Source organism: Streptomyces narbonensis, from assembly GCF_014649015.1.
GTDB lineage: Bacteria > Actinomycetota > Actinomycetes > Streptomycetales > Streptomycetaceae > Streptomyces > Streptomyces narbonensis.
Window position 1 is genome coordinate 1 of sequence record NZ_BMSF01000028.1, and the last position, 23,010, is coordinate 23,010.

Genomic DNA, 23,010 nt, shown 5'->3' on the forward strand with positions numbered 1-23,010 from the left:
ACACCGGAGGTCTTCGCCATGTTCAAGACCTGCCGAGTGTCAACAACGCTCGTGATCAATACACCTAGGGGGTGTCCGGCCGTTCACTCCGATCTCCGTCGGCCACGACGTGCGCGTACGGGCGAGCCCGCTCCTGCCGGTCCCCTCGCCACGCCACCGTCTAGGCTGTCGCGGAGGTCGAGCGGCAGGACGCCGGAGGGCCTCCCGAGGGGGTACCCGTGGAGTGGGAAGTCGGCGTCGCCGGCCTGATGGTCGGGCTGCTGACAGCCGTGGTGACGACGCCGGTCGGAGTGTCCGGTGCCGTGTTCCTGCTCCCGGTGCAGCTCAGCGTCTTCGCCGTGCCCAGCCCCGCCGTCACGCCCACGAACCTGCTGTACAACGTGGTGGCGGGGCCCGGCGCCCTGCTGCGCTACCGGCGCGACGGCGCTCTGACCGGACCGCTCGTACGCCTCCTCGTACTGGGTTCGCTCCCCGGAGTCGTCCTCGGCGCGATCATCCGCGTGTTCGCCCTGCCGGGCCCCCGTGTCTTCCGCCTCCTGATCGCCGCGCTGATGCTGCCGCTCGGCGTGTGGCTCATCGTCAGGACCCTTCGCCCGGCGCACTCGACGGCCCCCAGGCCCGGACCCGCGCCCCGGACGGTCGTGTCGATGGCCCTGGCGGTCGGGGTCGTGGGAGGCGTCTACGGGATCGGCGGCGGATCGATCCTCGGCCCCGTTCTCGTCGGTCGCGGTGTCCCCGTCTCCACCGTCGCGCCCGCCGCGCTCGCCTCGACCTTCGCCACGTCGGTCGTCGGCGCCTGTACCTACGCCCTCCTGTCCCTGACGCACAGCGGCACCATCGCCCCCGACTGGCCGCTCGGTCTGGCCTGCGGTCTGGGCGGACTCATCGGCGGCTACCTCGGAGCACGCCTCCAGCCACGCATGCCGGACACCTTCCTGCGCGTACTCCTCGGGTCCCTGGCCGTCGGACTCGGCGCGCTCTACGCGGTCGAAGGCCTGCTCTGACAGGGCTGCTCCGACAGGGCGGTTGCGACAGGGCAGTACCGCACCCCGCAAGCCCGCTTCGCCGACGGGACCGCGCGACGGCGGACGTGAGCCGGTCGCCGCGGCGGACCCCGAAGGGGGAAGGTCAGGAGGTCCGCCCGTCGCCCGGTCGCGGGTCCGCGGCGGCGCGGAACGAGATCCAGACGTCGGGCGGCAGGTCCGGACGGCCGGGTACGGGCCTGCGCTCTTCGGACCACGCCTCCCCGGCGACCTCGGTCGCGACCCGCCGCCAGAAGTTCACCGCTGCCGCGTTGGTGTCCTGGAAGGCCACTTCCCACGGCCCCGGGCGGCCGGCGACGAGCTGCTGGACGGCGCTCAGGCCGATCCCCGCCCGGCGGGCTCCACGGACCACGAAGAAGCTGTTCAGCACGCGCGTCGGCTCGGCCAGAGCGCGAACGACGGCGAGACCGACGGGTCGATCACCACTGGTCAGCAGGTACGGAGCCCAATCGGCGTCCGTGAAGGCGGCATCGATCCTCTCCTTGCGGAACGTGCCGTCCGGGAAGGGAAGCACCTCGCTGAACTCCGACATGTCATGGCGGAACATGAGCCACAGCCGCTCGACGACAGGACGGTCGTCAACGGTCGCACGGCGCACGGAAACGTCGGACATGACACTCCTTCGATACGGGCGACCGCCCCCGGGGCATGGGTGTGCCGATCTCATGGGGCGGTGCGACGGGGAACGCCCGAGAAGGGCGAACAGGCCCCGCGTGCTGTCGCCGACAGGGCATGAAAAAAGCCTCCCCAGGGATACGTGTCCGCCCGGGAAGGCTCAGGTGATACCGCGCATCATAGCCCAGATTTCGATGTCCTCGTCCGTCGCGCCGTGCCGCGCAGGAGCCGACAGTCGTCGGCCGGCTCCTGCGCGTCACGCGCCCGTCGTGGTCAGCGGAGGGCGAGGGCGACGATCTGGGTGACCGCGTCCGAGACGAAGTTGTCGTCGCTGACGAGGATCAACGACCTTTCACCGGAGGGCAGTTCCGGCCCCCACGTCATGCCTTCGGTGTTGTCCACGGTGGAGAGGCCCAGGGTGTCGAAGTCCGCGACGAGCTTCTTGCGCATCGCCACGACGGGCTGCCCCGCCAGCGACTCCATCCGCTGGACGTCGGTCGCGCCACGGGTGGTGGCGTCGTAGAGACGGATCTTGTATCCCGAGCCGGCGACCCAGGTGCGTTCGAGGACGAGATAGCGGTGGGGGTTGTCGGGGAAGGCGAGGAGGGACGGGACTCCGGTGTCCGGGCCCCAGGGGCTGGTCGGGTCGGACGGGGCGAAGATCTTCTCAAGGGGGTACGCGAACTGGCCGAGCACCCGTCCCTCGCGGGTCTGCCGCGTGACCCTGACGAGAGCGCCGTTCTCCAGGTCCGGCACCGGGCCGTCCTGGATCAGCGGACCCTCGACCGCGCTGGTCACCACACGGCCCTGGGAGCCGAAGGTGATCGCCTCGATCGCCTGGTTCCGGCGCGGACCGCGCTCCTCCATGGTGATCTCGTAGTTCGACGGCAGCGGCAACCGGCCGAGGTAGCCCCCGGTGGGCCCGGCGAACTGGACGGACGGCTGGATCACCGGTCCGGCGCCGACCTCCCTGGGCCGGTCGCCCTCCTGCGCCCACCAGTAGTCGCAGGTGCGCGGATCGACACGGATCTCCTCCGGATCGATGGCCTTGCCGTCGCCGACGGACGGCGCGGGGTACGTCGAGCCGTCGGGCTGGAGGAGGGCGTGCGTACCGGTGAAGTCGACGGAGTGCACGCCGGCCGCGTCCACGTCGAGTCGGGCGGTGTAGAAGCGGGCGGGCTGCAACTGCGAGCGGTCGTCGCTGAGGAACACGTACTCCCCGGTGCACCGGTTGCGGTCGACACCGGAGAAGCCGCCGACCGTGGTGCCCCGGAAGTCGAGCTTGTGCGGAACGATCTTCTCTCCGAGAAGACGGGCGGGTGCCGCCGCGCGCTCCGACTGCCGTCCGCTTTCCGCGGGTTGCGCGGCCACGGCCACCGCCGGGGCGAGCGTCGACGTCACGAGCAGGGCTACGGCGCACGCGCGGCGCGTCAGGGAAGCTCTCATGCGGATGATCTTGCCCGTACCCATCCGGCGGCACAGTCACCCAACCGGGTACTCCTCCGGCCCCGTCGGACGCATGTCCGAGTGCCGGCTCAGGCCCGCGCCGTCGGCTCCGCCGCGTCGCACCGGCACCGCTGGTCGGCGGGGCCGATGAACCTGCGTGGCGCGCCCCGGCGATCGGCGGGTTCGGGCACCGCGGGCGCGTACGGGGCGGAGAACAGCGCGAGTACGCCCGGGTGGACGGCGCACAGCGGCATCCGGCCGTTCTCCGCGGCCGCCGCCCGGAGCCGCTCGTCGGCGGCGAGCCGCTCGCCGCTGACGTAGAGGAAGGCGTTCTGCGCGTACCAGGGCTCGATGGCGTGGTCGTCCCACAAACGGGTGCGCAGGCAGTCGACGAGCTCGTACCCCCACTGCCCGAAGCGCTCGCGCCAGTACGGCGGCCACTGCTCGTTGCGGTGATCCGTTCCGGTCTGGCCGGGGATCGCGGCGGAGAACAGGACGACGTCCGACATGGCGCACAGGTCCGCGACCAGGGAGTCGGCGCGGGACTCGTCGAAGTGCTCGGCGGCCTCCATGCACATCGCCAGGTCGAAGCGCCGGTCCAGGCGCAGCGGGGTGCTGAGGTCCTGCTTCATGAAGCACTGTGGGGGGATGTGGAGCGCGTCGGAGGACACCCAGGGTCCGTCGAGGCCCAGGATCTCCTCCACTCCAAGGTGTTGGGCGGTCGCGAGCCAGGAACCGGTGCCGCACCCGACGTCCACGACGCTCGCCGGCCTGACGAGATCGAACACCAGCGGCAGCACGCGCTCGGCGGAGCGCCGCGAACCATCCTGCTGGCCGGCGTAGAACCACGCGCCGTAAGCACTCGTAGAGACAACACCCATCAGACATCTCCTAGCGCCGAAGGTCCTGGCGGACGGATTCACGAGGACGAATTCCTGGAGGACGAATTCCTGGGAACGAACATTTGCAGACGAATCAGACTTTCGATGAGACGCGCGCGACGGATCGGCCGGGCTATGACCTGTCCGGCCGATCACCGCGAGGTCGTCGATGACGCGCGGTCAGCCGGACTCCTCCAGGCGGACATCGGCGTTTCGGCCACCACGCCCGCCCGTGTCGGGCCGCGGACAGCAAGGGTCGGTGTACCCGGCACGAACGCACATTCGCCTGCCCCTGGGGTTCGTGCCCCGTCCGAAACACGTGTGTTCGAAACGGCGAGCGGGTCGTTGAACGCCGCGACACCTCAGACCACTTCCTCCCGGAGGCCGCCGTGTACCCCCTTCCCGCCGTGACGACTCCCCTCCCCGCCCCCCTTCGGCCCGGACTCGCCCCCCTTCGGCCCGGACTCGCCCGGCTCGCGGCCGACGCTCACGGCGCTCTCCGCCGCGCGGGTGCCTTGCTCGTGGCCGGCCCGGATACGAGGTGGGGGGCATGAAGCGACGCACCGCGGACGACACGTCGTCCACAGACGGGACGGAGACCCATTCGGCCTCCGAGGAGCTCCTGTTCGGCGGCCGGCTCGACTACGACCAGGGGTGGAACCAGTACCGCGGGACCTGGGTGAAGCTGGGCATGTGGAGCATGGCCGTGAGCTTTCCCCGGCAGGTCGCCGTGGCCGTCCGGCTGGCGAGGCAGGCCGACCGGAAAGCCCTGTACACGGTGGCGGTCAGCGAGTTCTGCCGGGGTCTTGCGCAGGCGTTCACCCTGGTCGCGGTGAACGCGCTCCTGACCGAGCTGCTGGCGGCCGGGACCCTGGTCGACCGGCTCCGGGGGTCCGTGCCGGCGCTGGTGCTCGTATCGGTGCTGGCGGTCGTCTCCTCGCTGCTGGAGTCGGCGTCGACCGCCTCCACGGGCGTGCTGGAGCCGAAGGTCCAGCGGGTCGCCACCGAGCGGTACCTGAGCCTGGTCGCCCGGGTCGAGATGGACGCCATCGAGGACGACGCCTTCCACAAACTGATGGACTCGGCGCAGTGGGGCGCCGACGGGGCCCGGCGGATGGTGGGCTACTGCACGGCCGTGGTCGCCTCGGCGATCTCGCTGATCGCCGCGGCGAGCGTACTGACCGTGCTGCACTGGGCACTCCTGCCGCTGCTCATCGCGATGGCGCTGCCCAGCGCGTGGGGGGCGCTGACGATGGCCCGGGCGCGCTACGCGAGCTGGCACCGCTTCGTCCAGCACGCACGGGCGGCGCAGCTGATCAGTCGCCTGCTGATCGACCAGCAGGCGGCGGGTGAGGTCCGGGTCCATGACGTGGGGCCGTTTCTGCTGGAGCACTTTCGGGGCATGGCGGAGACGAGCGAGCGGGAGCAGACCCGGCTCGCCTGGGTGGCGGCCCGGACGGGCCTGCTCGCCGACGGGGCCCGTGGCGTGGCGACGGTGGCCGCGTACGGCGTGCTCGGTCTGCTGCTGTGGAACGGGCAGATGGCGCTCGCGGTCGGCGGCACCGCGGTCCTGGCGATCCGGGCCGGGTCGGCGAGCATCACCGACCTGGTACTGCGGGTCACCGACATCCAGGAGGAGTCCCTGTTCGTCGCCGACCTGGAGCGGCTGTGCGTCGAGGCGGAGCGGCGTGCGATCCCGGAGACGGGTGTCGACGTGCCGGACGACTTCGACGCGATCCGCTTCGAGAAGGTCTCCTTCTCCTACCACGGCGCGGACGAACCCTCCCTGCGGGAGGTGGACCTGGTGATTCCGCGCGGCAGGACGGTGGCCCTGGTGGGGAGGAACGGATCGGGCAAGTCGACGGTCTCGAAGCTGCTGTGCGGCCTGCACCTGCCCGCCTCCGGGCGGGTCCTGTGGGGTGACGTGAGTGCCGCCGACGCCTGCCGGGCCCGGATCTTCTCGCGCGTGGCGATGGTCGCTCAGGACTTCCAGCGGTGGCCGTTCACGGCCCGGGTGAACATCGGCATCGGCCGCACCAGCGTCCCGATGGACGACAAGGCCATCGAGGCGGCGGCCGCGTACGCGGGAGCCGATGAGGTCGTCAAGGGCCTCCCGCGCGGTCTGAGCACCCTGCTGGCCCGCGGCTACCGGGGCGGGCAGGAACTCTCCGGCGGACAGTGGCAGGCCTTCGGCCTGGCCCGGAGCAAGGCCCGCAACGGTCAGGTGCTGATCGTCGACGAGCCGACGAGCGCGCTCGACCCGGCCGCCGAGCAGCGCGTCTTCGACCAGATCCACCGCCTCGCCGGTACGGGGCAGACCACGGTCCTGATCACGCACCGCCTCCACAGCGTGCGCCATGCCGACCTGATCTACGTGCTGGACGAGGGACGGGTCGTCGAGCACGGCACGTTCGCCCAGCTCATGGACCCCGCCACGAGCACGGGCGCGTTCCGGGAGGCGTACGAACTCCAGGCCCGCCAGTTCGCGAAACCTTCGGTACCGGCCCAGGCCACCACCCGGGTGAAAGGCACGCCGAGCGAGCCCGACGCCCTCCTCGGCGAGGGGGAGGCGCAGTCGTGAAGCCCCTCGGCCGGCTCCACCAGGTCCGCCAGCCCGCCCACTTCGCCCATCTCGCCCCCTGCCGGTGCCCGAGCTCAGTGAGGTTCTGACATGTCCCCTTCCTCCACCCACATCCGCACCCTCCTCACCGCCTACCTCGACCGGCACCCCGGCGAACGCGACGCCCTGGTCGGCCTTCGGGCCACGCTGGACGCCGCCGGCGACCCGACCGGCCGCACCACCCTCCCCGGCCACATCACCTGCAGCGTCGCGGTGATCGACCGCGACGCCCGGGTCCTGCACGTCCTGCACCGAGGGCTGGGGCTGCTGCTCGCCCCGGGCGGCCACGTCGAGGCCGACGACGAGACTCTGCTTGCCGCGGCCCTGCGGGAGGTCGAGGAGGAGACCGGGATCCCGGCCGCCGCCCTCGTCCTCACACCGGAGTTCCAGGAGCTGCCGATCGACATCGACGTCCACGACATCGACGTCCACGACATCGACGCCCGCCCGGACAAGGGCGAAGCGGCGCACCGGCACTACGACTTCCGCTTCGTCTTCCACCTCGCCGACGACGCACCGGACCTCAGGCTCCAGGCCGAGGAGGTCGACGGCGCCGCCTGGCTGCCCTTCGACGAGGTCACTTCCCCCACCCTGCGCGCCAAGCTCGTCGCCTCCGGGTTGGACGGGGCGATCCGTCCGGCGAATGCGCCGGCGGGGACCGTGCCGAACGTGGTCGGCGTCCACCTGTACCTGGAGCGCGAGGGCCACGTCCTGCTGGGCCTCCGTCATCCCGACTCGGCGTACGCGGGCGGATCCTGGCACACCCTGGCCGGGCACCTCGGGGCGGAGGCCGCGACCGCCGGGATGGTCCGGGAAGCGCACGAGGAGGCCGGGCTGGTGATCGACCCGGCCGACCTCGAACTCGTCCACACCGTGCATGTCGTCGACCGGCCCGGGGGCCGACCTCGTATCGGTTTCTTCTTCCGAGCCCGCCACTGGGAGGGCACGCCGGAGGTACGGGAGCCGGACAAGTGCGTCGCCTGGCAGTGGTGGAGCGCCAAGGACCTGCCCGAGCCGATCGTCCCGTACACGCGCGCCGCGGTCGAAGGCATCCTGGCCGGCCGCCCCTACACGGAGATGGGCTGGTCGCGTTGACCGACTTCGCCACCGTCGGCGCCGCCTACGCCACCCACTCCCGCACCGGCCGGGGTCGCCTGCGCCACGATCTCGTGGCGCGCCGCGTGCTGGCCGAGCTTCCCGCATGGCCGGTGCGGGTGCTGGACGTCGGCTGCGGCGACGGCGAGATGACGCTTCGGATCGCCGCGGCGGGACACCGGGTGACCGCGACCGACCCGTCAGCCCTGATGCTCGGCGCCGCGGCCCGCCGCCTGGCCGCCCGGCCCGAGCTCGCCCCGCGGGTCCGTCTCCTGGAGGCAGGTGTCGAGGACCTCTTCTTCGACGGGGACCAGTTCGACGCGGTGTGCTGCCACGGCGTGCTGATGTACCTGGACGACACGCCGGGCTCGGTCACCCTCCTCGCCGGTCTCGTCGCGCCGGGCGGGGTGCTGAGCATCCTGACGAAGAACCGGGAGGCGATCGGCTTCCGCGAAGCGTTGAGCGGCGACTGCGCGTCGGCGCGCCGCCTCATCGCGTACGGCTCCGACACCAGCGTCGGGACCTCGGCCTGGACACACGGGGGGACACGGCCGAGACCCTCGACCGGCTCGTGGCCGAGCACGGCCTCACGCCGCTGGACTGGCAGGGAATCCGGATCTTCCACGACCACCTGACCGGTTGGGACCCGGCCCCCTCCGCGTACGCACAGGCGCTGGAAGCGGAGTGGGTCGCCTCGTCACGCGACCCCTACCGACGGCTCGGCCGCCTCGTGCACACTCTGGCCCGCCGCCCGCCGGAAGGGGGCGCGCCGTGACGGATTGACCGGCAGGACGCGGCGCGGCCGGCCGGGGCGGTTCACAGGGTGCGGTCGGCGAGCAACCGGGACGGACCGTCGGCGACCCTGCCGACGGGGATCACGCCGTCGTGGCGGAGGACGGGCCAGTGCGCGCCGTCGCGCAGGAGCCGGCCGTTCCTGCTCCCGAGTGCCTCGGTGACACGGGGCAGGGACGCGCGGGCGAGGAGCCCTGTGGGGCAGGGGGACGGCTCACACGCTCTTCCTGAGGTGGGCGTCCAGGAGCTCCCGTACCTCGGCGGTGGTCATGGGCCCCGCGGCCTGCGCCACCGCCTCTCCGTCCTCGATCAGGACGCAGGAGGGAGCTCCGGTGATCCCGTAGCGCTTGGTCGCGGCCGGACAGCGCGTCATGTCGGTGCGGACGGCCGTCAGGCGGCCCGTGTACTCATCGGCCACGCCCCCCACGACGAGGTCCATCGCCCGGCAGGGCTCGATGGCCTTGGGCCATGTCCCGATGAAGTACGCGAGGACCGGGACTCCGCTCATCCCGAGGATGAAATCGAACTCCGCGTCCTCACGGGGCTGGTGTACCTGCTTCGCCATGGAAGCTCCTGACCTCGTGTTCCGTCTCTCTTCCCTCCCATCATCCCTCCCATCGTCCCCTCCCGTCCGCTGCCCCGGACGCCCGGCGAACCGTGGACCGACTAAAGGCCCACGTCCCGGACCCGGAGATCCTCCAGGGTCTCCCGGCGCACCAGGACCCGGGCCCGGCCGTCGAGGACGGCGACCACGGGCGGGCGGCCGACGAGGTTGTACGAGGAGGCCATGGCCAGGTGGTAGGCGCCCGCCACCGGCACCGCGAGCAGGTCGCCCGGGTGGGTGTCGGCGGGCAGCGGGACGTCCTCGGCGAGGATGTCGCCGGCCTCGCAGTGGCGGCCCACGACCGTCACGCGCTCGGCTCCGGCGCGCGAGTGACGGCCGATCAGACGGGGCGCGTACCGCACTCCGTACAGCGCGGGCCGCGGGTTGTCGCTCATCCCGCCGTCCACCGCCACGTAGGCCCGCCCGGGGGTGCGTTTCACCGCGAGGACCCGGTAGACGGCGATTCCGGCGGGGCCGCGACGTGACTTGGCGTTGCCGTGGAGCAGGATCCGGTCGGCCGGGAATCCGGTGGTGACGGCGAGTTCCAGCTCGCCGGCCGAGCACACGTCCAGGCCGAGTCCCTCCTCCTCGACCCAGCGGGCGAGGGCACGGCACAGGAACGCCTTGGCCGCGTAGTGGATCCCGGCCTCGGGGAAGGCGACGCGGTAGGTGCGGCAGCGCTCGCGGACCTCGGCCTCGTCCAGGACGTAGACAGGGGTGCCGTGGCTCTCGGCGATCTCGGTGAGGGGAACGCCTCCGACGTGGACCTCGCCGCGGGGCCGCTCGGTCGTGGTCGCGGGCCAGAGGGGGCGGAGGTCGGCGGGACCGGGGCCCGGCGGGGTGACGGGGACCGTGTCGGTCGGGACGGTGGGCGGGGGCAGGATCGTCATCGCGGGGGCTCCCTTCAGCTCGCGAGCCGGGCGAGGGGCCACGGGGTCGGCACGGACTCCGGGCGGGCGTCCGGCCCGGACTCCGGCCCGGACTCCGGCCCGGAAACGGACTCCGCCGCGGAACAGGTCACGCCGAGGGCGGTGTCGGCGGGCGTGCCGTCGATCGTGGCCGCGGGAGTCGCCGAGGGAGTGGGCGTGGGAGTGGCCCCGGGAGTCCGGGCGGTGAGGACGGGGTCGATCCGCAGTTCGCGGACGCCGAGCGGTTCCACGAGCGCGCGCAACGCCGGTTCGGCCAGGACGACCCACGGCTGGGCGGCCCCCAGGACGGCCCTCAACCGCTCCGGACCGGTGAACGCGACGGCGGTCCGGCCACCGACCGGCGTACGGAAGAGACGGGTCACGTACCCCCGGGATCCCGGCCGGACGGGCACGCAGAGCCGTCCGGCCGGGAGCTGTTCTCGGGGCTCGGGCTCGTCTCCGTAGAGGACAGCTGACATGGGTTCCTCCGAGGAAGGAAGCGAGGTTTCCGGGCGTGGTCGCGGCGGGGCGTCTCCGACGCTGTTCCCGTCCCTCACCGGTCCCGGCCGCCTCCTGACGCTCCTCTGACAGCATCCGTCGGGATGTATACGCCGCACATACACCGCTCCCCGCGACCGGCCCCGGCTCCTGCGAACCGAGGAGAATTGATAATGGCAACCATTTTCATATAGCCTCGCCGTGACAGCACCGAACCGAGGAGTCTCACGAATGGCCGTTCCCAAGCGGAAGATGTCCCGCAGCAACACCCGCCACCGCCGCGCCCAGTGGAAGGCGACCCCCGCCCAGCTCGTTCCCCTCACCGTGGACGGCTCGGTGTACCTGGTGCCGCAGCGCCTGGTGAAGGCGTACGAGCGCGGCCTCATCCACCCGGAGGGCTGAGGTCTCATGACATCCACCGACCGGCTGCCCGTGACCGTGCTCTCGGGGTTCCTGGGGGCAGGGAAGACCACGCTGCCCAACCATGTGCTCGGCAACCGCGAGGGGCTGCGCGTCGCGGGCGTCGTCAACGACATGAGCGAGGTGAACATCGACGCCTCACTCGTGTAGGCAAGGCCAGGAACTCGTCTTCATCGGCACCGGGCTCCGCGCCGAGGCCCTGCACGCGACACTCGACGCCTGCCTCCTCGCACCGGGCGAACCCGCACCCGCCGACGACCACTTACCGGTGTGGGAGACGTACGGCATCGAGGACGCCTGCGAGCACGAGCAGACAGCCTGATACCCGGCCCCCGACTACGACCGACCACGACCGACTACGGAAAACCACAGGGCTCTCATTACGGGAACCCGCAGGGGTAGGACTGCGGAAAGCAGTGCCTGACCAGGCGGTTTACCTCGTGTCCGCGCTCTCCGCCCATGACTAGCGTTCCACTCGTCGAACGTCAGCCGCCCCAGCGGAGTCCGCAGCAACGGGAGGAACCAGAAGGTGCGAAAGAAGCCTGCAACGGTACGGATCGCGCGATGGAGCGCCACGCATCCGTGGTCCGCCATCGGCCTGTGGGTGGTCTTCGTCGCTCTGTGCCTCTTCTTGGGCGGAGCCGCCGGCACGAACAAGATCAGCGACGAGGAGTCCGGAGTCGGCGAGTCCGGCCGGGCGGGCCGGATCACGGCCTCGGGGCACTTCACCGAGAAGCCCGAGGAAAGCGTCCTCATCAGCGCCGCGAACGGCGGGAAGCTCGACATCGTCACCGGGCGCAAGGCCGCCGAGGAGCTCGCCGGGAAGATGAAGGCCCTGCCCGAGGTGGAGAGCGTCGGCGCCGCCTTCCCCTCCCCCGACGGCAAGGCCCTGCTGCTGCCCGTGACCATGACGGGCGACACCGAGAACGCCGACACGCGGGTCCAGCCGCTGCTCGACGCGAGCGCGACGACCGAGAAGGCCCACGAGGGCATCAGGATCGACCAGGTCGGCACCGGATCCACCGCCCAGGGTCTCGGCGAGACCCTGGGCGAGGACTTCGAGAAGGCCGAGCTGATCAGCCTTCCGCTGACCCTGCTGGTCCTGCTCGTCGTCTTCGGCGCGGTCATCGCCGCCGGTGTGCCGGTCCTGCTCGCGATGTCCTGCGTCGGCGCCTCGATCGGCCTTTCGACCCTGGCCTCGCACGTCCTGCCCGAGACCAGCGCGGTGAGCAACGTCATCCTGCTCATGGGCATGGCCGTCGGCGTCGACTACTCGCTCTTCTACCTCAAGCGGGAGCGGGAGGAGCGCCGCAAGGGCGCCTCGCACCTGGACGCCATCGAGATCGCCGCCGAAACCTCGGGGCACACGGTCGTCGTCTCCGGCACCACCGTCATCGTCTCCATGGCCGGCCTCTACCTCGCGCAGGAGGCCACCTTCGCCTCCCTCGCCACCGGGTCGATCATCGTCGTCGCCGTCGCGGTGCTGGCCTCGCTGACCGTGCTCCCCGCGCTCCTCGGCAAGCTCGGCCGCTGGGTCGACCGGCCGAGGGTGCCGCTGCTGTGGCGGCTCACGATGCGCTCCCACGACTCCCGGCTCTGGCCCGTGCTGCTGCGCCCCGCCCTCGTACGGCCGGTGCTCACCCTCGTGGTCTCCGTCGGCGCCCTGCTCGCCCTCGCTCTGCCGGCTCTCGACATGAAGCTGAAGCAGCCCGGCTCCGACGACCTGTCACGCGACATCCCGGTCGTCCAGGCCATGGACCGGCTGACCTCCGCCTTCCCCAGCAAGGGCACCGTGCACCAGGTGGCCGTCCGGGCCCCCGCCGAGCGGGCCGGTGAGGTCCGGGCCGCGCTCAAGACCCTGCTGAGCCGTACCGCGGGTCAGGAGCTGTTCGCCCACGACCGGACGTCCACGATCCGCGCGTCGGCCGACGAGACCGTGCACACGGTCGCCGTCGGCACACCGCACTCGCCGAGGAGCGACGGGGCACGGCAGTCCCTCGAACTGTTGCGGGCCTGGGTGCCCGAGGCGATCGCCTCCGTCCGGGACGCCGAGGGCGCGGTCGGCGGCAAGGTCGCCCAGGGGGCCGACTTCACCGGTCACCTGGAGGACCGGATGCCGTGGGTGGTCGGCTTCGTCCTGCTGCTGACCTTCGCCACCATGATCGTCATCTTCCGCTCCCTCGCCGTGGCACTCTCCGCGATCCTCCTCAACCTGCTGTCGGCGGCCGCCTCCTTCGGTGTCCTCGTCGCGGTCTTCCAGAACACCTGGGCGGAGGGCCTGCTCGACTTCCACAGCTCCGGGGCGGTCGTCTCCTGGCTCCCGCTCTTCCTCTTCGTGGTGCTGTTCGGCCTCTCGATGGACTACCACGTGTTCGTCGTGAGCCGGATCCGGGAGGCCGCCCTCGACGGGGCGAACGTCCGCGACGCCGTCCGCGACGGCATCACCCGGTCCGCCGGCGTCGTGACCAGTGCGGCAATCGTCATGGTGGCCGTGTTCGCGATCTTCGGCACCCTCAGCATGGTGGAGTTCAAGCAGCTGGGCGTGGGCCTGGCTGCGGCGATCCTGCTGGACGCCGTGGTGATCCGCATCTTCGTCCTGCCGGCCCTGATGACGGCCCTCGGCCGATGGAACTGGTGGCCGGGCAACCTGAACTCCGCCCGCCGCGGCCGGCACGCGGACGGCTTCGCCGAGACCCGACAGCTGCGCCTCCCGCAGCCGGTACCGGCGGCCTCGACGCAGTGCGGCCGGGGTTCGGGTTACGGTGACGGGCAGGCCTCCTCCCAGGGGGAGGCGTACGCGCCCCGACATCACCAGCGGACTCACGGCCTTCAGGACTTGTACGGCCCGCGGGACTCGTACGGCCCTCAGGACTCGTACGGCCCGCAGGACTCGGACAGCCCTCGGAACTCGTACGGCCCTCAGGACTCGTACGGCCCGCGCCCGCAGTCGGGCTGGACGCAGCAGGAGCAGCAGGCCCACGACGGCCGACCCGACCCCTACAAGCGGTAGACAGGTACAAGCGGTAGACACGTCCCTCCGCCGAGGAGGGAGAGGTGCCCGCAATCCCCCATCGGGCACGTCTCCCTCCTCGCTCCTCTTCCTGGCTCCTCGCTCCCCTTCCTCGCTCCTCGCTCCTCGCTCCTCGCTTCTCTTCCTCGCTCCACTTGCCTTGCTTCCGCTTCGTCCGGGCCGCTCACTGCGGCCCGGACGAAGGCACGGCCGTCGCGCTCAGAGCAGTCGGAGAACCTCCGCGAGCCCGTCCGGCCGCTCTCCGACCGGCAGGTGCTCGACGAAGTGCACCCGGCACCCGAGCGCTGCCGCGCCCCCGTCCGCCTCCCGGCTGTCGCCGACCATCAGCACGGCCTCCGGCGGCAGCCCGAGCGCCTCGCACGCCGTCGTGAAGATCGGCGCGTCCGGCTTCTGGACCCCCTCCTCGTACGAGAGCACGTACGCGTCGACCAGCCCGTCCACGCCGTGGTGGCGGAACACGGGCCGCAGGTCCCAGCCGATGTTGCTGACCACGGCCACCGGCACCTCCCGCTCCCGCAGTGCGCGCAGCGTGCTGACGGTGTCGGGGTACGGCTGCCAGGCGGCGGGCGTGTAGTGCCGCTCGTACAACGGCTCCACGAGCTCAGGCCAGGGCAGCCCGGACCCGCGGGTCAGCGCGGTGTACACGGCGCGGTGGTCCTCGGCGCTGAGATCGCGGGCCTCCCACAGCTCCGCGAGCTCCTCCGGCAGCCGCACGGGCGGGGCCCCGCCGGGCAGTGCCCCGGCCTCCTCCAGCCGCTCGGCCCAGACGGCGAGTTCCGCCGCGGTAGCGGCGGTTCCGGCCTCAGCGGCGACGGCGGACAGCCACCCGGCCGTCGGCTCGACCCGGAACAGCGTCCCCGAAAAATCGAACATCACACCTTTGATCATGGTCGGATCCTCGCCCCGGCTCCCCGCGGCGACAAGCCCCCGGCGACGCGGCCGACCCGCCCGAACCCGCCGCGCCGGACGTGCCTCCACGGGGGCGGGCGCTCACCCGCCCGCCCGCGCCCGGGGGTTCGGGCGGCGACGGTCACGCAGGTTCAGTACGAGCGCGCCCGCCGTCACCACCCACGCCCCGAGGGCGATCCAGAGCAAGAGGAGCCCGGTGGAGTGCAGCCAGCGGACCCCCGTGGCATCCGAGACGGCCAGGCAGGCCGCGGCGGACATCCCGAGAGGGAAGACGGTGGACCAGCGGCGGATGTCGTACGCCGGGCGGGGCCAGCGGGTCTCGGCCGCGAGCAGCACGACGTACCAGGCCAGATCGAGCACGATCAGGACCAGGGTCAGCCACCGCAGGGCCTCGTGCCCGCTGCCGGACCACTGGGGGAGCACGTACAGGTGGGAGCCGGCGAGCGCCGAGATCGCGAGCGCGCCGCCCGCGATCCACTGGTCGCCGAACCCGCGGCGCACCTCCCGGAAGTCGAAGCGGACCAGCGCCTCGGCGTAGAGGAGCAGCCCCAGCGCGAACGCGGCCAGCGCCGCGTCCCCGAGCCAGGCCACCTCTTCGTCCCCGCAGAGGGTCGCGGCGAGGGTCGCGAGCCCCTGGGTCGCCACGCACACGAGGAAGGCCGCCCCCGGCATCCGGCGCTGCCAGTGGCGGATCACCGTGAAGATCAGCACGGGCCACGCCAGCGCCGCCACCGCGAGCAGCCCGTACGCGAGCCCCGCCCAGCCCTCCTGGGAGCAGCGCACGCCGACCACGGTGGTCGCGGCCACCGCGGTCAGGGCCGGCGGGGTGTCGGCCTCGGTGAGCCAGCGCCGCCGGTCGCCGATCAGCCGGGCCAGGAACTCACCCGCCAGCAGGACCCAGCCCAGTCCCGCCAGGGCGAACAGCGCCAGCGACAGCGCCTCGAAGCCGGTCAGATGCAGACCGACTGACAGGATGCAGGTGGCCATGACCGCGGCCCCCGCGGCCGGCGGCAACTCGGCCCACCACGGACCGGGACGTTCGTTCATGCCCCCAGCGGACCCCACCGTCCCCTCCGCCGCCGTCCGACACCCCGTCACCCGTCCCCCGTCATAAGGCGTTCGGTCGACCGGAGCCGTGCCCGCGGGCCTTGAGAAGCGTGCCCGATCCTGATGGGTACGGGTACTCATGTGAGCCCGGGAGCCGGGTCGCAGACTCGTGTCCGCGACGCAGAACGCCGTTCCGGCCCCCCGCTCCGCCGCCAGAAGGCCCGCGGCGGCTTCCGAGTTCCTCCCCGCCGAACTGCCCCGGTCGTCAGTGCCATGCCACAGTTGCCAGATATGTGCGGCCGCTGCACCGGTCCGGATACAGCCGATGTCCGGGAATTCGAGCCCGCCTCTGTGGGCCGGTCTCTCAGGAATCACCCACCTCTGCCGCGTAGAGCGGCGCCAGCACGTACTCCTCCACCGCTCGGGCCGGTTCCGCACCAGGCGGCATCCTCGGCGGGCTGCCGGTCACCGCCCGGTCGGCGAACCCTCCGTCGAGGTGCGGCATGCGGACGTCGACGACGCGGATCCCCCGGCTGCGCTGTTCACGCCGCACCACACCGAGCCAGGCTGCGAGCGCCGCCTTCGACGCTGCGTAGTCGGCAGTCTCCAGCGGCGGCTTGTCGACGACGATCCCCGTGACGACCACGACGGCTCCTGCCGCCTCCAGGGCCGGCAGGGCTCCTCGTACGACGGCCATGGGTGCCAGGGCGTTGACGGTCATGAGGTGCTCGGCTGCCGCCTGGCCGACGTGCTCGGCACGGCCGAACCCCGCGACGCCGATGGCGACGACGACGGCGTCCAGCCCGCCGAGAGCCGTCGACGACCACGGTGCCAGGGCGGCACATCCGTCCAGGTCGTAGGCGTCGAAGGCGCGGAACGGGCAGTCGCCCAGCAGCCGTGACCGCTCCGCCAGCCGCTCCCCGTCGCGTCCGGCGAGGGCGAGCGAGGCGCCTCGCCCGGCCGCCATCCGCGCGGTCAGACCCCCGATCATCCCCGTCGCTCCCACGACGAGCGTCCTCGCTCCGGTCATCGGCGGGCCTCCTCCGAGGCTGAGGCGGATCGCCTCCTGATACGGGCCATTCCGCATACAGGCCATTCCGCGTGGAAGCCCCTCCGGGATGCGCCCACCCGCTTCCGCATGCATGCATCCGCCGGAGGGGATCGGGAGGAAATACCGGACGAAAGGCACCGCAAAGGTGCCTGACCAGTGTCGAGGCGTCGGGAACGTGCAGGTCACAGACCTCAGGATCCCGATCCTCCCGTGCCGAAGCAGGAGTGACCGTTGAACATCTACGTGATCGAAGCCGGCTCTCTGACCGAGACGGCCGGCGTCTGGCAGACAGGTCTCGCGCAGGTCCTCGGAGGACTGGTGCTCGTCGGCGTCATCATCGGGGCGTTCGTCCTCGGGATGCGGATCAGGGACAAGGAGTCCCCGCCGCCCGCCCCCGAGTCCCAACCGCTCCGGCCCGAGACCGACCGGCTGCCGGGAGAGGTGACGGAGTACCGACGCCCGGCCGAGGTCCCCCACACGGACGGGGCCCATCGGCTCACGCCGCACAACCTGAAGAACTCGGGCGAGGCCGACCCCGAACCCCAGAGTGAGGAGAAGCGCAAGTGGCGCGGCATCTCCAGCGGCGGCTTCGGCAGCGGAGGCACCGGCCACGGGGACTGACCACCGACGGCGCACCCGCTCCAACTCCCGGAGCAGTCATGTCCTTCCGACGCCGTTGTTGCCCCGAGCGATACGCCAGGCCCGCCCTGTACGTCGGCGGACACGGCCCGACGCCCGCCGGCTCCGTCACCGCCGGGGCGGACCCGCCTGCATCGCGGTGTCGGCTTCGGTGCCGGTGTCCCGGAGCTCGGCAAGCAACTCGCTCTGTCCTGCGAGCATTTCGGTGAGAATGCGCCGCGCGGCGCGCAGCAGGTCCGCCACGTCGCCGCCGGCGAGTGCGTAGCTGACGGTCGAGCCGTCACGGACGGACACGACGATGCCGGACCTGCGGAGAACGGCAAGCTGCTGGGACAGGTTGGACGGCTCGATGTCGATCTCGTTCAGAAGCTCCCGTACGGGTACCGGGCCGTTCTGGAGCAGTTCGAGTACGCGGATCCGGGCGGGGTGTCCGAGCATGCGGAAGAACTCCGCCTTGGCCTGGTAAAGCGGCACCTGCATGCGACAACACTCCCACCCGGGTACGACGAATCCAAGGGCTACCGGCCAGACCTGCCGGTCTCTCCATGCCCAGCTCCTGTCATTCTCCCGCCCCCCGGCTCCGGCACGCCCCCCGGCTGATCACTTTCAGATGTGTCGAGTTGAAGAATCTTTCAACTCGTGGGCGCACGAAGCCGGGAACAAGAGAGAGGGACTAGAGCTCCAGTTCCGCTTCGATGCGCTTCAGCTGGTGCCTGGCCATGGCCAGATTCGCCCTGGCCTTGTCCAGCACGAGGTACAGGAACAGACCGTTGCTCCCACGACCGCCCAGCAGCCGGATGAGGTGGTACTGGCTCCCGAGGGTGATCAGCATGTCCTCGATGTCGTCCCTGAGGTCCAGCATCTCCATCGTGCGGACCTTCGCGCGGATCACGTCGGTGTTCCCCGCGGCGGCCACCGACAGGTCGAGGTCCTTGCCCCCGCCCAGCGTCCCCAGCGCCATGCCGCTCGTGTAGTCGACGAGCGCCACCCCCAGACTCCCCTCGATCGAGGTCATCGCCTCCTTGAGAGACGTCTCCACAGTCAACATCAGTACTCGCTCTCTGTGTTCACGACCGCCCGGCCGACCTCACGCCGCAGCCGGATCTTGAGCGCAGACGCTACCGACCTTCCGCGGGGCCGTCAGGGACATCGGGAATCCGGCCGGAATCCGTCCTCGTGATCAGCCATCCGACGTGCCCACGCGAACCACCCGACCCGGGCGCGCTCAACGTCCTGACCAACGAGGACAGGCAGCCGGAAACTCGGGTGCCGTAAACGCCTCACATCCCTACCCTCACCCCTATGCACCATAAATCCGCCCTGCTGAACGTCATCGACGTGGAAGCCACCTGCTGGAACGGACAGCCGCCGCCGGGGTCCCTCAACGAGATCATCGAGATCGGCCTCACCGTCGTGGACGTGTCGGCCCGCCGGCGCGTGTCCCGCCACCGCATCCTGGTCCGCCCGGCCCGGTCGACGGTGAGCGACTTCTGCACCGAACTGACCGGCCTGACCCAGGCAGAGGCGGACCAGGGCGTCACCTTCGCCGAGGCATGTCGGATGCTCGCCGACGAGTACGAGGCCGGGGTACGCCCCTGGGCGAGCTGGGGCGAGTACGACCGCCGGCAGTTCGCCCGGCAGTGCCAGGCCGACGGGGTCCCCTACCCCTTCGGGTACCCGACGGAGCACACCCACACCAATGCCAAGGCCGTGTTCACCGATGCCCACGGGCTGCGTAAGAGGCCCGGCATGGCCTACGCCCTGCGCATCGCCGGCCTGCCCCTCGAAGGCCGCCACCACCGCGGCGAGGACGACGCGTGGAACATCGCGGCACTCGTCCTCGACCTCGCGGCCCGCGAGGCGTGGCCGACGACGGTCCCGCTCTCCTGAGGGCTGCCCCGGAGGGGGCTCTTCTCGGACGGGCGGAGTACGTCCACGTCGAGTCAGGCCGGGCGGGGCAGGCATCCGACCTCCTCTCCCTCCGGGGCTCTCGGGGCCCCGACCGCGGTCGGCTTGCGGGGCGGCGGCGACGGTCGCATAGTCCGAGGTATGGACGCGCGTGAGGCGGCGCTCCGACGGGCGTACGACCATGCTGTCCGGTGGCTGGCGAGTCTGCCCGACCGCCGGATTCCCGCCCGCGCTTCGGTCGACGAGATCGTCAGCGCGCTCGGCACCGAACTGCCTGGCGACCCCGGCACGCCCGCCGACGTGGTCGACCTGCTGGCCACGGCCTGTGAGCCGGGGCTCACCGCGTTCCCCAGCGGCCGCTTCTACGGGTTCGTGGTGGGCGGCACCGAGCCGGCCGCGCTGGCTGCCGACTGGCTGGTCAGCTCCTGGGACCAGAATTGTGTGATGCGTACCGTCTCGCCCGCGTACGCGGCGGCGGAGGAGATCGCCGAAGCCTGGTTGCTCGATCTGCTGGGCCTGCCGCGGGACGGCTCCGTGGGCTTCACCACGGGCGCGACGATGGCGAACTTCACCTGCCTCGCGGCCGGGCGGGACACGGTGCTGCGGCGCACCGGCTGGGACGTCGCCCACGACGGCCTCACGGGGGGCCCGCGCGTGCGTGTCATCGCCGGCCGGTCCCGCCACATGGCCATCGATCTGGCCCTGCGCTACCTCGGGCTCGGTCGACCTGACCTGGTGGCTGCGGACGATCAAGGCCGCATCGAGCCCGAGGCCCTGCGGCAGGCGCTGACGGCCGACGGGCAGAACCCGACGATCGTGATCCTCCAGGCCGGCGACATCCATTCCGGCGCCTTCGATCCCTTTGCCGCGTGCATCCGTGCGGCGCGCGAGGCAGACGCCTGGGTCCATGTCGACGGGGCGTTCGGACTGTGGGCAGCCGCCTCGCCGCGCTACGCCCATCTGACGGCCGGCTGCGCGGAGGCGGACTCCTGGGCAACGGACGCCCACAAGACGTTGAACGTCCCCTACGACTGCGGACTCGCGATCGTGCGCGACGCAAGCGCCCTCCGGGCGGCGATGGGCCAGCGCGGCGACTACCTCATCCAGCACGAGCACGGCGACCCCATCGACAAGGTGCCCGAGCTCTCGCGGCGCGGCCGAGCGTTCACCGTGTGGGCCGCCCTCAGATCCCTCGGCCGGTCAGGGATCTCCGACCTCGTCGAGCGGCTGTGCCGCCACGCCTCGGCGTTCGCCGCCGGCATCGCCGAGATCGACGGCGCGACCGTTCTCAACGAGGTCGCGTTCACTCAGGTCTGCGCCGAGTTCGGCAGCGACGGACGGACCGACCGGATACTCGACCGGCTGCTCGACGACGGCACGGCGTGGATCAGCGGCTCCACCTGGCACGACAGACGCGTCATGCGGATCTCGGTGAGCAACTGGTCGACCACCGACGCCGATGTGGCGCACACGCTCGACGCCATCCGACGCGCGGCGTCCTGAGCAATGCGCAACTCCCCCCCGGAAGCGTGCGTACGGTCGAAACAGGTACTGAACCGCCAGGTTCCGACCGTCCTCGCATCCCACTGAACCGCTCCCGCCGACGTTTTTGATCTTGCTCCGCGGAAGGGTCGTTCGGCGTAAGGTCGGTGCCGTATGCGGGATTGCCGAAGCCCTGGTTCGGGCACCGAGGAGCCGTCGATGCCGGACCAGGATGTGCTGCGCGCCGCGCGCCTGGCTGGTTACGGGACCGTGAGTACTCGGCTCTCCCTGCTGAGCGACCACCGGCTCGGGGAGGTCGTGGCAGCCGCCACCCCGCTCGGGTCGGGCATCGGCGGCAGGTCGGCAGAGCTGGACGTCAACGGAACGCGCGTCTTCGTCAAGCGGATCCCTTTGACAGACACCGAGTTGCGCCTGGAGAACGTGCGGTCGACGGCGAACGTCTTCGTTCTGCCGATGTTCTACCAGTACGGAGTGGGCTCGGCAGGGTTCGGTGCCTGGCGGGAGCTTGCCGTGCACACCATGACGACGAACTGGGTTCTCGGCGACGAGTACGCGGGATTTCCCCTGATGTACCACTGGCGGGTTCTGCCTGACTCCCCTCCCGAAGGATTCACCGACGTGTTCGGGGGCCTGGAGGGAGCCGTCGCGCACTGGGAGGGATCACCCGCCGTTCGTGACCGACTGGAGGCCATCGGCCGGTCGTCGTGCAGCCTGGTGGTCTTCCTGGAACACGTGCCGCACACACTCGCCGGATGGCTGGCCGACCACCGCGAGACCGCCGTGCCGGAAGGCGGGGACGGCTCGCCCTTCCCGTGGGTGGAGGCAGCGCTGACGAGCGGAGCTGCCTTCATGAGTTCTCGCGGACTCGTCCACTTCGATGCTCACTTTACCAACAGGCCCTCGCAAGGGAACTCTCCGAAGAGCTCGACCTGGACATCGACCAGGCCGAAGGCGGCGACCTCCTCTGGGTCGTCGACCAGCGCGTCACCCGCCCCGGCCCCACCCTGCCGCCGCGCAAGCTCCACCTGATCTACCGCCTCCACATCACCCCCGAACTCCGCGCCACCCTCGCCGAAGTCGAACTGGACGAACTCCCCGACGGCAGCCACGAGACCGGCGTCATCGAATGGATCGACTACCGCAAGACCGCCGAACTGCCGATCTTCCCGCCGGTCGGCCCCGCCCTCGCCGCCCTGCCCGACCCCCGCGCCGCCGTCACCGACGCGGCCCTGCCCCCCGTCACCGACGAGAACTACACCTGGGTGTGATGGCCGGGCCCGCCCGCCGAGCGACCGAGGGCGAGGCATCAGACTCACCCGCCTTCGGCAGGGACCTGATCCCCACGGTCGCCGCGGCGGCGGCCTCCACCCGACGATGGTCTGAGTCCGCTACCAGCCCCTCGTTCAGGTCGAGTTACCCTAGCGCCGCCCGCTCTCCGTGCGCGGCGTGACTGCTCAGCCCCGGGGCTCGCCGAAGTTCGACCCCTACGCCAAGCCCACCACGATCGGGCCTGCGGGCCCTGACGCGAGTGGGGTGGGACGCCTGGCGGGAGTGACCAAGTCCTCCTGGTAGACGCTGCCGTCGCCGCACACCCGCGGGCTTCCTGCCGGAACCGGCTCCGCCGCACCCGGCCTGGAGCCCGGCAGCCAGAACGGGGCCCCTCGGGGCCCGTCTCGGCGCGGTCGCTCGTCGGTGCCGTCTTCGGTACCTGGGCGGTCCGCCGCCAGGTCTACTTCTCGGGGTCCAGGGAGTCGCGGACACCCTTGGCGCGGTCGCGGACCGCTTCACCGACTTCCCGGGCCTTGCCCTTCATCTGGTCCGTCTTGCCTTCCGTCTCCAGGCGCTTGTCGCCCGTCGCCTTGCCGGCGGCTTCCTTCAGCTTGCCCTTCGCCTTGTCCGTGTTCTTGTCGGCCATGACAGATCGCTCCTTTCGTGGGGGTTCATTCCAGGGGTCACGCTAGTCACGCGGCGGGAGTCCCGCCCGTCGACGGAACGTCATG

22 protein-coding genes and 3 pseudogenes are annotated in these 23,010 nt (G+C 71.4%); 13 read left to right on the plus strand and 12 right to left on the minus strand.

All coding sequences use genetic code 11. From position 1 onward, the window contains the following. Window positions 1-248 precede the first annotated feature (248 nt). The gene (locus tag IE124_RS32360) at window positions 249-1,004 is read left to right on the plus strand and encodes a sulfite exporter TauE/SafE family protein (RefSeq protein ID WP_189513383.1); all 756 of its coding nucleotides are present in this window, start codon (window positions 249-251) and stop codon (window positions 1,002-1,004) included. Between the two features lie 124 nt (window positions 1,005-1,128). On the opposite strand, the gene IE124_RS32365 is transcribed toward IE124_RS32360, so the two are convergent. The 3 genes from IE124_RS32365 to IE124_RS32375 all read right to left on the minus strand — a co-directional run bounded on the left by IE124_RS32365 (window position 1,129) and on the right by IE124_RS32375 (window position 3,985). After that, complete coding sequence (locus IE124_RS32365) at window positions 1,129-1,656, minus strand: GNAT family N-acetyltransferase (protein WP_189513306.1); 528 nt, start codon at window positions 1,654-1,656, stop codon at window positions 1,129-1,131. A 275-nt stretch (window positions 1,657-1,931) separates the two neighbouring features. Further along, entirely contained in the window at window positions 1,932-3,104 is a 1,173-nt protein-coding gene (locus tag IE124_RS32370) for an esterase-like activity of phytase family protein (RefSeq protein WP_189513308.1), read from the minus strand. Between the two features lie 89 nt (window positions 3,105-3,193). Next, window positions 3,194-3,985: a class I SAM-dependent methyltransferase gene (locus IE124_RS32375; RefSeq protein ID WP_189513310.1), complete on the minus strand. Its 792-nt coding sequence runs from the start codon at window positions 3,983-3,985 to the stop codon at window positions 3,194-3,196. A 550-nt stretch (window positions 3,986-4,535) separates the two neighbouring features. Between IE124_RS32375 and IE124_RS32380 the strand changes: the two genes are divergently transcribed. The 3 genes from IE124_RS32380 (at window position 4,536) to IE124_RS32390 (ending at window position 8,335) form a co-directional block, all read left to right on the plus strand. After that, window positions 4,536-6,566 (plus strand): ATP-binding cassette domain-containing protein, encoded by a 2,031-nt coding sequence (locus tag IE124_RS32380; RefSeq protein ID WP_189513312.1) that lies wholly within the window; start codon window positions 4,536-4,538, stop codon window positions 6,564-6,566. A 90-nt stretch (window positions 6,567-6,656) separates the two neighbouring features. Further along, a complete protein-coding gene (locus IE124_RS32385; protein ID WP_189513314.1) occupies window positions 6,657-7,700 on the plus strand; it encodes an NUDIX domain-containing protein in 1,044 nt (347 codons plus the stop codon). Then, entirely contained in the window at window positions 7,697-8,335 is a 639-nt protein-coding gene (locus IE124_RS32390; protein ID WP_229833096.1) for a class I SAM-dependent methyltransferase, read from the plus strand. The genes IE124_RS32385 and IE124_RS32390 overlap by 4 nt, the downstream gene beginning before the upstream one ends. Window positions 8,336-8,706: 371 nt before the next feature. Here the strand turns inward: IE124_RS32390 and IE124_RS32395 are convergent, their stop codons facing one another. The 3 genes from IE124_RS32395 to IE124_RS35585 all read right to left on the minus strand — a co-directional run bounded on the left by IE124_RS32395 (window position 8,707) and on the right by IE124_RS35585 (window position 10,483). Then, window positions 8,707-9,057: a thioredoxin family protein gene (locus IE124_RS32395; protein ID WP_189513316.1), complete on the minus strand. Its 351-nt coding sequence runs from the start codon at window positions 9,055-9,057 to the stop codon at window positions 8,707-8,709. Between the two features lie 101 nt (window positions 9,058-9,158). Then, the gene (locus IE124_RS32400; protein ID WP_189513318.1) at window positions 9,159-9,986 is read right to left on the minus strand and encodes a diaminopimelate decarboxylase family protein; all 828 of its coding nucleotides are present in this window, start codon (window positions 9,984-9,986) and stop codon (window positions 9,159-9,161) included. A 14-nt stretch (window positions 9,987-10,000) separates the two neighbouring features. Continuing rightward, window positions 10,001-10,483, minus strand: coding sequence for an SAV_915 family protein (locus IE124_RS35585; protein ID WP_189513320.1), 483 nt, complete (start codon window positions 10,481-10,483; stop codon window positions 10,001-10,003). Between the two features lie 250 nt (window positions 10,484-10,733). Between IE124_RS35585 and rpmF the strand changes: the two genes are divergently transcribed. From rpmF to IE124_RS32425, 4 genes and pseudogenes are all read left to right on the plus strand, one after another. Continuing rightward, window positions 10,734-10,904, plus strand: coding sequence for a 50S ribosomal protein L32 (gene rpmF / locus IE124_RS32410; RefSeq protein WP_189513322.1), 171 nt, complete (start codon window positions 10,734-10,736; stop codon window positions 10,902-10,904). Window positions 10,905-10,910: 6 nt separating this feature from the next. After that, window positions 10,911-11,069, plus strand: a pseudogene (locus IE124_RS32415) (GTP-binding protein); the annotation flags it as partial. Window positions 11,070-11,082: 13 nt separating this feature from the next. Then, window positions 11,083-11,244: pseudogene (locus IE124_RS32420) on the plus strand (GTP-binding protein); the annotation flags it as partial. Window positions 11,245-11,451: 207 nt separating this feature from the next. Next, window positions 11,452-13,932: an MMPL family transporter gene (locus tag IE124_RS32425; protein WP_229833098.1), complete on the plus strand. Its 2,481-nt coding sequence runs from the start codon at window positions 11,452-11,454 to the stop codon at window positions 13,930-13,932. A 219-nt stretch (window positions 13,933-14,151) separates the two neighbouring features. Here IE124_RS32425 and IE124_RS32430 read toward each other — a convergent pair whose 3' ends face one another. The 3 genes from IE124_RS32430 to IE124_RS32440 all read right to left on the minus strand — a co-directional run bounded on the left by IE124_RS32430 (window position 14,152) and on the right by IE124_RS32440 (window position 16,939). Continuing rightward, window positions 14,152-14,838: an HAD family hydrolase gene (locus IE124_RS32430; protein WP_189513385.1), complete on the minus strand. Its 687-nt coding sequence runs from the start codon at window positions 14,836-14,838 to the stop codon at window positions 14,152-14,154. 105 nt (window positions 14,839-14,943) lie between these two features. Continuing rightward, window positions 14,944-15,909 carry a tellurite resistance/C4-dicarboxylate transporter family protein gene (locus tag IE124_RS32435; RefSeq protein ID WP_189513324.1) on the minus strand — a complete coding sequence of 322 codons (966 nt, stop codon included), beginning with the start codon at window positions 15,907-15,909 and terminating at the stop codon, window positions 14,944-14,946. Window positions 15,910-16,273: 364 nt separating this feature from the next. Next, the gene (locus IE124_RS32440) at window positions 16,274-16,939 is read right to left on the minus strand and encodes an SDR family NAD(P)-dependent oxidoreductase (protein WP_189513326.1); all 666 of its coding nucleotides are present in this window, start codon (window positions 16,937-16,939) and stop codon (window positions 16,274-16,276) included. Between the two features lie 252 nt (window positions 16,940-17,191). Between IE124_RS32440 and IE124_RS32445 the strand changes: the two genes are divergently transcribed. Then, window positions 17,192-17,581, plus strand: coding sequence for a DUF6479 family protein (locus IE124_RS32445; RefSeq protein ID WP_229833100.1), 390 nt, complete (start codon window positions 17,192-17,194; stop codon window positions 17,579-17,581). A gap of 126 nt (window positions 17,582-17,707) precedes the next feature. Here IE124_RS32445 and IE124_RS32450 read toward each other — a convergent pair whose 3' ends face one another. Together IE124_RS32450 and IE124_RS32455 are read right to left on the minus strand one after the other, a co-directional pair. After that, window positions 17,708-18,079 carry an ArsR/SmtB family transcription factor gene (locus tag IE124_RS32450; protein ID WP_189513328.1) on the minus strand — a complete coding sequence of 124 codons (372 nt, stop codon included), beginning with the start codon at window positions 18,077-18,079 and terminating at the stop codon, window positions 17,708-17,710. A 193-nt stretch (window positions 18,080-18,272) separates the two neighbouring features. Then, window positions 18,273-18,647 carry a hypothetical protein gene (locus tag IE124_RS32455; RefSeq protein WP_189513330.1) on the minus strand — a complete coding sequence of 125 codons (375 nt, stop codon included), beginning with the start codon at window positions 18,645-18,647 and terminating at the stop codon, window positions 18,273-18,275. Between the two features lie 254 nt (window positions 18,648-18,901). Between IE124_RS32455 and IE124_RS32460 the strand changes: the two genes are divergently transcribed. From IE124_RS32460 to IE124_RS32470, 4 genes and pseudogenes are all read left to right on the plus strand, one after another. Then, a complete protein-coding gene (locus IE124_RS32460) occupies window positions 18,902-19,489 on the plus strand; it encodes a 3'-5' exonuclease (protein ID WP_189513332.1) in 588 nt (195 codons plus the stop codon). Window positions 19,490-19,648: 159 nt separating this feature from the next. Beyond that, a complete protein-coding gene (locus tag IE124_RS32465) occupies window positions 19,649-21,010 on the plus strand; it encodes a pyridoxal phosphate-dependent decarboxylase family protein (protein WP_189513333.1) in 1,362 nt (453 codons plus the stop codon). 198 nt (window positions 21,011-21,208) lie between these two features. Then, window positions 21,209-21,919: pseudogene (locus IE124_RS35150) on the plus strand (protein kinase family protein); the annotation flags it as partial. Beyond that, on the plus strand, window positions 21,823-22,278 hold the full coding sequence (locus IE124_RS32470; RefSeq protein WP_229833102.1) for an NUDIX hydrolase: 456 nt from the start codon (window positions 21,823-21,825) through the stop codon (window positions 22,276-22,278). The pseudogene IE124_RS35150 and the gene IE124_RS32470, both read left to right, overlap by 97 nt. Window positions 22,279-22,739: 461 nt before the next feature. Here IE124_RS32470 and IE124_RS32475 read toward each other — a convergent pair whose 3' ends face one another. Next, on the minus strand, window positions 22,740-22,925 hold the full coding sequence (locus tag IE124_RS32475) for a CsbD family protein (protein WP_189513335.1): 186 nt from the start codon (window positions 22,923-22,925) through the stop codon (window positions 22,740-22,742). Window positions 22,926-23,010 lie beyond the last annotated feature (85 nt).

Excerpts from the sequence above, each read along its gene's own strand:
- IE124_RS32360 (WP_189513383.1), top strand. The coding sequence starts at position 249 with ATGGTCGGGCTGCTGACAGCCGTGGTGACGACGCCGGTCGGAGTGTCC.
- IE124_RS32365 (WP_189513306.1), bottom strand. The coding sequence starts at position 1,656 with ATGTCCGACGTTTCCGTGCGCCGTGCGACCGTTGACGACCGTCCTGTC.
- IE124_RS32370 (WP_189513308.1), bottom strand. The coding sequence starts at position 3,104 with ATGAGAGCTTCCCTGACGCGCCGCGCGTGCGCCGTAGCCCTGCTCGTG.
- IE124_RS32375 (WP_189513310.1), bottom strand. The coding sequence starts at position 3,985 with ATGGGTGTTGTCTCTACGAGTGCTTACGGCGCGTGGTTCTACGCCGGC.
- IE124_RS32380 (WP_189513312.1), top strand. The coding sequence starts at position 4,536 with ATGAAGCGACGCACCGCGGACGACACGTCGTCCACAGACGGGACGGAG.
- IE124_RS32385 (WP_189513314.1), top strand. The coding sequence starts at position 6,657 with ATGTCCCCTTCCTCCACCCACATCCGCACCCTCCTCACCGCCTACCTC.
- IE124_RS32395 (WP_189513316.1), bottom strand. The coding sequence starts at position 9,057 with ATGGCGAAGCAGGTACACCAGCCCCGTGAGGACGCGGAGTTCGATTTC.
- IE124_RS32400 (WP_189513318.1), bottom strand. The coding sequence starts at position 9,986 with ATGACGATCCTGCCCCCGCCCACCGTCCCGACCGACACGGTCCCCGTC.
- IE124_RS35585 (WP_189513320.1), bottom strand. The coding sequence starts at position 10,483 with ATGTCAGCTGTCCTCTACGGAGACGAGCCCGAGCCCCGAGAACAGCTC.
- rpmF (WP_189513322.1), top strand. The coding sequence starts at position 10,734 with ATGGCCGTTCCCAAGCGGAAGATGTCCCGCAGCAACACCCGCCACCGC.
- IE124_RS32435 (WP_189513324.1), bottom strand. The coding sequence starts at position 15,909 with ATGAACGAACGTCCCGGTCCGTGGTGGGCCGAGTTGCCGCCGGCCGCG.
- IE124_RS32440 (WP_189513326.1), bottom strand. The coding sequence starts at position 16,939 with ATGACCGGAGCGAGGACGCTCGTCGTGGGAGCGACGGGGATGATCGGG.
- IE124_RS32450 (WP_189513328.1), bottom strand. The coding sequence starts at position 18,079 with ATGCAGGTGCCGCTTTACCAGGCCAAGGCGGAGTTCTTCCGCATGCTC.
- IE124_RS32455 (WP_189513330.1), bottom strand. The coding sequence starts at position 18,647 with ATGTTGACTGTGGAGACGTCTCTCAAGGAGGCGATGACCTCGATCGAG.
- IE124_RS32460 (WP_189513332.1), top strand. The coding sequence starts at position 18,902 with ATGCACCATAAATCCGCCCTGCTGAACGTCATCGACGTGGAAGCCACC.
- IE124_RS32465 (WP_189513333.1), top strand. The coding sequence starts at position 19,649 with ATGGACGCGCGTGAGGCGGCGCTCCGACGGGCGTACGACCATGCTGTC.
- IE124_RS32475 (WP_189513335.1), bottom strand. The coding sequence starts at position 22,925 with ATGGCCGACAAGAACACGGACAAGGCGAAGGGCAAGCTGAAGGAAGCC.